The following is a 5,110-nucleotide window of genomic DNA, read 5'->3' on the forward strand; positions in this document are numbered from 1 at the left end:
GTCTCCGATGGCCCAATGTTTTTCGTTGGCTATCCTTGATATTTCAATGCTGTGTACGCCTTCTGCAGCTTCCTGGGATATAGCTGCAGAGGCAACTTCCGGGTTATCTGATGACTTGAACTGATTATCCTCAATCTGCACATCATAAAAACCTTTATTGCCTTCTTGTGGAACCAGAACAAGATGGCGCGCAAGGTCATTTTGGACCAAAATCCGCCCCGCCAGGCTTATGTTTATAGAGCCTAAGTCATCCGCTTGGCTTACGTTGATATCGACAAGTTTGGATAGGTTGTCGATGTACTTGTCCCTTTGGTCCATTAGGTCATTGGGGTTGTCGCCTAGCGCTTTTATGGTCTTTATTTGGCCGTTCAGGGCGGCTATCTTGTCTAGAAGGTCGTTAGCTTCCTGAACTTTAAGTTCTATCTCCTCGTTAAGTGACTCCCGGTATTCGTCAAGATTTTTGTAGGTATGGCTTACGGTGGCACAGAAGTTATCCAGTTCTCTTATGAAGGCTTCCCTTGTGGCGGCAGAATCCGGGTTTTTCTGAAGCTCGTTCAGTGCTGTGTTCAAGTTTGTTAGTGCGCCAGAAATGCTGTTTTCTGATGGTTCACTGAAAAACATTTCTATATATTCCAAAGAGGTGCTTGCAGCTTCCCAGAACCCTTCCTTGGTTGACTCCTGGCGAAACTGGGCATCGAGGAAGGCGTCCCTTATGCGGACTATAGCGTCTATTCCTACGCCAGTTCCTATCTGACCTGGACCGAAAGGAGAATTAATTCCAGGTGCTGTGTAAGGGGTTGTGGGAGAAGCTTCAACTCGCTGCCGGGAATACCCTTCCACGTCGGTGTTGCTTATGTTGTGCCCTGACGTCTCTATAGCTTGCCTGAAGTAATTTAAGGCTCTGCGTCCTATTTCTAATCCAGAAAAGGTATTGGACATGACCGCTGCTCCACCTTTCCAAATAATGATAATCTTTCAGTTTTTTATCGGCTTTTTGGGCGCAGAAGAATAGTGCGCGTAGGCCTGTGTGGTAACTGAAGCAAAATGGCGACAATCAGGGTGAAATGCTATTATAAATTAAAAGAGGTGAGAAGTAAAAATGTATAGGATTTTCCATAGGTGTTTGTTGGCTTTGGTTATCGCTTTATATGCATCTTCTGCGCTTGCTGTGGCTCCCATACATTTGAAGGGCATGCTGCTCCATGAAGGTGATGGGGCCCAAATTCTTCTGGAAGCGGCAAAAGCGGTCGAACCTGGTATTTTATGGAGCCACATAGAGATGGAGCCTCCAACGTTTAAAATCTATGGTTCAGTTGTAAAGCCGGAAAATTTAGTCTTGGGTTCGAAAGTAGTTACCATTCGTACCGAACATGGGAATAGGAATATGGCCCAGGTAGTAAGGCTAAAGTGGTTTGCCTATTTGGTTGTGGCCAGCAGGGACATAAAAAGGGGAGAGGTCTTGAACGCTGGTGATTTAAAGGTAGAACTTGTTGAGTATAAGAGAAGCTACGGATCAGTGTTTTCTCAAATAGACAGGGTTTTGGGTTTTGTGGCCAGGAGAAATATAAAAATAGGGTCTCCTATAACCGATAGAGATATTGAGGGTGCTTATCTTATAGAAAGAGGCAGTAGCGTTATAGTTATGGTCCGTTCTGGGGCAGTGGACGTGAAGGTTGGAGGTGTTGCCCTGGAATCTGGGGTAAGAGGAGACAAGATCAAGGTCAGGATCCCTAAGTTCAGGAAGGACGTTGAGGCCGTAGTTATCGACGCTAAAACTGTTATGATAGAGTTAGATTAGGGATTTTACCCAAGAAGAAGGGTGGTAGCCATGAGATTGGCAAGAAGCGTTGTTCTGGTGTTCTTTTTCTCTATGCTCCTGGTGGGGGTTGGTTATGGGGAATCCTTGTGGGTTGATGGGCCTTCGTTGGTGGAGGACCACAGGCCATCAAAGGTAGGGGACATAGTGACAGTGATTGTACAGGATAAGACTCAGGCAAAGAACGAGGCAACCACGGACCTGTCCAAGGAGAACTCGATTTCGGGGAGTGACGGCGTAGGCATCTTGGATTTTTTAAAGAAGCTTGGGTTCAGCACCTCCAGCAGCGCCAAGGGCGATGGCTCTACTGAGAGGAAGTATAATTTCACTACCACTATTACTTGTATGGTGACGGAAGTGCTGCCTGGGGGTAACATCCGCCTTGAGGGCAGTAAAGATATAAAGGTCCATAAAGACACTGTGACCCTCAAGATAGAGGGCATAGCAAGGCCTAAAGATGTAAAAGCCGATAATACGATAGAGAGTGACCGGCTGGCTAATGTGGTCGTAAGGGCAGAAGGCATAGGCAGCATTAGTGATTTGCAGAATCCGGGCCTTTTGACGAGGCTGTTCAATGCGATTTTCTGAGGTGATTTTCTTGATGAAAAGCTTTGTAAAAAGTTATAAAATGCTGTGTTTTGTCATTGTATCCCTATTTTTGCTTGCCTTTTGTTCCACGGGGTATGCTCAAGTATATCCGGAGGTAAGGCTTAAGGATATAGGTAGGATAGAAGGAGTCAGGTCAAACCAATTAGTTGGCATGGGGTTAGTTATAGGCTTACAGGGAACTGGTGATAAAGGTGATCTGGTACTGGCCATGTTGGGTAACTTGGTGGAAAATTTCGGGATCTCCATTGACAGGAAGGACCTCAAGAGCAAGAACACAGCTGTGGTGACGGTCACATGTGAATTGCCGCCATTTGTCCGTAATGGCGACAGGATAGATGTTACGGTAAGCTCTGCAGGGGATGCCAAAAGCCTTGAAGGTGGGGTGCTCCTTCAGACGCCCCTTAAGGCGGCCAACGGTGCAGTGTATGCTGTAGCACAGGGTCCTATTACGATAGGTGGTTTTTCTGCAGGTGGAGCAGGCTCCAGTGTCTCTAAGAATTTTTCGACCACCGGCAGGATTCCAGGTGGAGCAATAGTGGAGCGTGAGACGAACTGGGAGATAGATAACGCTGGAAAAATACGTTTCTTTTTGAGCAAACCGGATTTTACTACGGCTGACAGGGTTGCCCGGGCCATAAATAAAAATTATGGCTACGCTATAGCCCAGGCAAAAGATGCTGGCTGCGTTGAGATAACTGTTCCCCCCCAGTACAGGGGCAAATTGACGCCCTTTATAGCATCCCTCGAGAGCGTAAAGGTTACTCCCGACAGCGTGGCTAAAGTGGTCATAAACGAGCGGACAGGCACTATCGTCATAGGTGGAGACGTAAAAATAGCGGAAGTTGCTGTAGCTCATGGAAACTTGACCGTTACGATAAAGGGATCGAAAGCTGTCAGCCAACCTGAACCTTTTTCCTTTGGAGAGACAGCCATAACGAATCAGGCGGAGGTAGCTGCTGAAGAGGAGCCAGGCAGTATGACAGTGATGAAGACATCCGCTACGGTTGACGATGTTGTAAGGAGCTTGAATGCTTTAGGTGCAACCCCCAGGGACATAATCACCATTTTACAGGCTATAGATCAGGCTGGGGCGCTGCAGGGCGAACTTGTGATAATGTAGGGGGTAACTCTTGATGAAGGTAGAAAAGGCCTTTCTAAAGGTTGATAATGCTGGAGAATTTTCGAAAGGGGAGCAAGAGCGCCTTAAGAGGGCGTGCAAGGAGTTTGAGGGTATTTTCCTTGCGAAACTGATGAAAGATTCCATGAAGACTGCTTCATGGGACGAGAAAAAAAAAGATACCTACGGAGTTCTTCAGGATGTGGCTGTGGAGATGGCTGGTGAGGCTATCGCCAAATCGTCGGAGGGGCTTGGCATAGGCAAGATGCTCTATGAAAGCCTTAAGCCTAAGAATTCAGAGTAGGGGTAGAAAGGGGAAGGAGTAAGTATGCTCCATGAATTGTTGAACGACCTTATTGATAAAAACCGCAAGCAGGCGGAAGCTCTCAAAAATGTAATAGATGTGCTGGAAAAGGAAAAACAAGCGCTTAAGGAGAATAAGCCGGAACTCTTGACGGACCTTTTAAATAAGCTTCAGCAGGTAACTGCTTCGGCTATGATAGCGGAAGCAGAGCGAGCCAAAGCTGCCGAGGCTTTGGCCAGTTTCCTGAAATGCAAGCCCGTAGTGAAAGACATATGTTCGCATCTGGAAGAGAAAGAAGCAAACCTGCTTAAAGCCTCCTCCGCAGACCTTTTGAAGATGGTTATATCTATCAAGCAGATAAATTACATATTGTCTAAACAAGCTGAGGAGCATCGTTTTTTGGCAGAGCTGATACTCGAGAGGCTCAAATTTATGACATCCTCATCAAAGGACAATGCTTTAACTGTAGACAGAAGGGTTTAAGGAGTTATATGAGTTTGGGCCTCATGCCTATAGCTTTAATTTCCAACATGCACGTATCTGTATAGAACCTTACGCTTCTTCCCTTGTTGCCTCCTATGTCCTTACTTACCAAGGGTATTTGGTGTTTTTCAAGCATTTCTATGACTTTTGCGGCGTTTTTTTCCCCTATGGCCATAATGGGGGATTGGGAATTTGCAAACATTTTTGCGCCTCCAGCTATCTTGGCTTTTAGCGACCCGGCATCGACTCCGAGTTTCTTGAGTTCGTTGATAAGTGCTTCCACCGCAAAGTCTGCATATTTACCAGGCTTTTTTATGGCTTCATCTGTTTTGGAAGAGCCCTCAGGGAGCATTATATGAGCCATGGCTGCGACTTTTTCTTTTGGGGAGTAAATTACAAGCCCTATACACGAGCCCAGTCCCAGGCTAAATAGAACAGTTGGGGGGGATGCAGAGGCAATTTCGCCCATGCCAACGCTGATGGACGCTGCGTGAGAAGTTGCTAAATCTTTTTGTACATGGGCGCTACACATCTAAGATACCCCCATTATGGAGAATATTTTTTCGAAAGTGCCAGGAGCTGGTACCATCAATATTTTGCCGGTAAAAATGCGTTGATGCTCAAGGTCGGGGAAAGAGAGGGATGTGTTGAGAACAAAGGCAGTATCCCCAACTTCGCCAAAGATGGAGATCATTATGTCCAGTATGGAGCCAAGCATGTCGAAAGCTATTGAAGGTACCTCAGGGTGAAGCCCAACGCCAAGGAAATCTCCGAGGGCGCT

Annotated in this window: 7 protein-coding genes and 1 pseudogene; 5 read left to right on the plus strand and 3 right to left on the minus strand. The window is 46.5% G+C overall.

Annotation, left to right across the window (positions count from 1 at the left end; all coding sequences use genetic code 11):
• The coding region (gene flgK, locus H0Z23_RS08465) for a flagellar hook-associated protein FlgK (protein WP_296869010.1) at nt 1-939 on the minus strand (939 nt) is incomplete at its 3' end.
• A 160-nt stretch (nt 940-1,099) separates the two neighbouring features.
• Here flgK and flgA point away from each other — a divergent pair.
• From flgA to flgN, 5 genes are read left to right on the plus strand one after another with little or no spacing between them, the layout of a single operon-like run.
• Complete coding sequence (gene flgA, locus H0Z23_RS08470; protein WP_296869011.1) at nt 1,100-1,798, plus strand: flagellar basal body P-ring formation chaperone FlgA; 699 nt, start codon at nt 1,100-1,102, stop codon at nt 1,796-1,798.
• A gap of 30 nt (nt 1,799-1,828) precedes the next feature.
• Nucleotides 1,829-2,404 (plus strand): flagellar basal body L-ring protein FlgH, encoded by a 576-nt coding sequence (locus tag H0Z23_RS08475; RefSeq protein ID WP_296869012.1) that lies wholly within the window; start codon nt 1,829-1,831, stop codon nt 2,402-2,404.
• Nucleotides 2,405-2,417: 13 nt separating this feature from the next.
• Nucleotides 2,418-3,545: a flagellar basal body P-ring protein FlgI gene (locus H0Z23_RS08480; protein ID WP_296869013.1), complete on the plus strand. Its 1,128-nt coding sequence runs from the start codon at nt 2,418-2,420 to the stop codon at nt 3,543-3,545.
• Nucleotides 3,546-3,558: 13 nt separating this feature from the next.
• On the plus strand, nt 3,559-3,846 hold the full coding sequence (locus H0Z23_RS08485) for a hypothetical protein (RefSeq protein WP_296869014.1): 288 nt from the start codon (nt 3,559-3,561) through the stop codon (nt 3,844-3,846).
• 24 nt (nt 3,847-3,870) lie between these two features.
• Nucleotides 3,871-4,329 carry a flagellar export chaperone FlgN gene (flgN, locus tag H0Z23_RS08490; protein WP_296869015.1) on the plus strand — a complete coding sequence of 153 codons (459 nt, stop codon included), beginning with the start codon at nt 3,871-3,873 and terminating at the stop codon, nt 4,327-4,329.
• A 4-nt stretch (nt 4,330-4,333) separates the two neighbouring features.
• Here flgN and H0Z23_RS08495 read toward each other — a convergent pair whose 3' ends face one another.
• Complete coding sequence (locus H0Z23_RS08495) at nt 4,334-4,861, minus strand: chemotaxis protein CheD (RefSeq protein ID WP_296869016.1); 528 nt, start codon at nt 4,859-4,861, stop codon at nt 4,334-4,336.
• Nucleotides 4,862-5,110 (minus strand): annotated as a pseudogene (locus H0Z23_RS08500) (chemotaxis protein CheC); the annotation flags it as partial.

Source organism: Thermovirga sp. (assembly GCF_017656375.1).
Classification (GTDB): Bacteria; Synergistota; Synergistia; order Synergistales; family Thermovirgaceae; genus Thermovirga.

Bases quoted from the DNA above. Each gene is read 5' to 3' on its own strand.
- flgA (WP_296869011.1), top strand. From the start codon at position 1,100: ATGTATAGGATTTTCCATAGGTGTTTGTTGGCTTTGGTTATCGCTTTA.
- flgN (WP_296869015.1), top strand. From the start codon at position 3,871: ATGCTCCATGAATTGTTGAACGACCTTATTGATAAAAACCGCAAGCAG.
- H0Z23_RS08495 (WP_296869016.1), bottom strand. From the start codon at position 4,861: ATGTGTAGCGCCCATGTACAAAAAGATTTAGCAACTTCTCACGCAGCG.
- H0Z23_RS08480 (WP_296869013.1), top strand. From the start codon at position 2,418: ATGAAAAGCTTTGTAAAAAGTTATAAAATGCTGTGTTTTGTCATTGTA.
- H0Z23_RS08475 (WP_296869012.1), top strand. From the start codon at position 1,829: ATGAGATTGGCAAGAAGCGTTGTTCTGGTGTTCTTTTTCTCTATGCTC.
- H0Z23_RS08485 (WP_296869014.1), top strand. From the start codon at position 3,559: ATGAAGGTAGAAAAGGCCTTTCTAAAGGTTGATAATGCTGGAGAATTT.